The following is a 1,827-nucleotide window of genomic DNA, read 5'->3' as shown; positions in this document are numbered from 1 at the left end:
CTCCTTTGTCGCCAGTTGCACCTTTATCTCCGGTATCACCTGTTGCTCCTTTGTCTCCAACTAAGCCTTTATCTCCAACTTCTCCTTTGTCTCCAGTATCACCTGTTGCCCCTTTGTCTCCAACTGGTCCTTGTGGACCAACTGCTCCGCCAGCTGCTAATTCCGATAATGGAACAAATAAGACACTATTATCATCTTCAATTTCCAAATTTGAACCTACAACCGAAAAACGAGTGTTTACTTCATTTGTAATACTCTCATCTGGATCAGTAGAGCTAACTGTGTAATTTCCACTTCCGTCATCTGCAACAAAAATATTACCTGTTCCAATTACAGTTTCTCTGTAATCAGATAAGTCAATTGCTGCTGCCGTTGGATCATTACTCAAAGTAAGGTTATCACCAGATAAACTTAAATCTTGAATTTCATTAGTTATGCTTGAATCTGCATCACGAATGTCAATAGTGGTATCACTTCCTCTTTCTAAAGCAATATTTACTGTTTCATTCGTAGTAACAACTGTACTACTGATACCTTGATTATCACTACTATTTGTTGCTAAAGCTTCTATCGCTTCTTGTACATTGGCAGCTCCTAAAGAAGATGCAGCATCATTATAAGTAACTTCTGATGCATTTTGATCATCTGTACCATCAAAACTTGTGGTCGTATTATCTTCGGATACATAATCAAATATGCCATCTGAATTTGCATCACTTAATGTAGTTACTGTTTCATTAATATTTACATCCGTAATTCCTGGCTCTGAAATCGTTGCTATAATATGTCCTGTTACCGTATTAGTCACACTAATATCATCATCCGATAAACTGGAAGCATCAATTAATTCCCAGGATCCTGAAGTAGCATTCCACTGCATTAATTGTCCATCAGTAGTACCATCGGCTAATTTTGAGAGAGTAACTGCATTATCTGCTAATTGAGTAGCAGTAATTCCTCCATCAGAAACGCCTAATGTATAAGGTACTGCTTGAGAACCATCTCCAGAACGAGTTAAAGTTGTGTTTGTAGCCCCAACAACCTCGTTACCTACGATACCATCATTCTCTGTTACAGTAACTGATCCAAGATCAACTAATGTCCAAGTAGATGTTGCTCCATCCCATTGCATTACTTGCCCATCTAATGTACCATCGGCTAATTTTTCTAAAGTAACTGCTGTATTTGCAATATCTGCACTTGCAATAGTACCATCTACAATCTCTGTAGTTGTAATAGCATTATCTGCCATTTTTGCATTCGTAATAGCATTATCTGCTATCTCTAAAGTAACATCATTTAATGTTGAATTGGCTCCACCAGAAACTACAATATCCGTAGAAGAAATTGTTCCATCACCTATTATATCTGTAGGATCTACTGTTACGGTATATTCCGTATTATTGCCTGTTGTAGTATTCGTAATATTTACACCTGTTCCTTCTACAACTGAAGTCGTTTTTTGATTTGCGACTATTGTTGGTTCTAAATCTAACGCTGTAGAAGCTTCACCATTTATGGTACTTACTAATTCGTTATTACTATCTAAGGATAACTCATTACTATTTATAATAGCTACGCCCACACCAGTAACCCCATCTACAGTCGTAGATAACGTATTTACGGTACTAGTATTTGAAACCGTTGTGGCAGGAACTAAAGTAGCTTTATCTATCCACTCTACATCTCCTACTGCATTTGTAACCAATACACGGTCATTTCCTCCAGAAGAAATATCTTCCGTTAAAATTGTACCGTTTACTATGTTTTCTGTTTGAACAGCATTATCTGCTAACTTATCATTAGTCACTGCATCTGCAGCTAATT

Annotated in this window: 1 protein-coding gene; it reads right to left on the bottom strand. The window is 37.2% G+C overall.

Annotation, left to right across the window (positions count from 1 at the left end; all coding sequences use genetic code 11):
* A partial coding sequence (locus BLQ19_RS21380) for a beta strand repeat-containing protein (protein WP_175444460.1) occupies nucleotides 1-1,827 on the bottom strand: 1,827 nt, incomplete at both ends.

It is taken from the genome of Cellulophaga baltica (assembly GCF_900102165.1).
GTDB classification, from domain to species: Bacteria; Bacteroidota; Bacteroidia; order Flavobacteriales; family Flavobacteriaceae; genus Cellulophaga; species Cellulophaga baltica.
The sequence above is the reverse complement of the archived record's forward strand: the minus strand, read 5'-3'. Positions and strand labels throughout refer to the sequence as shown.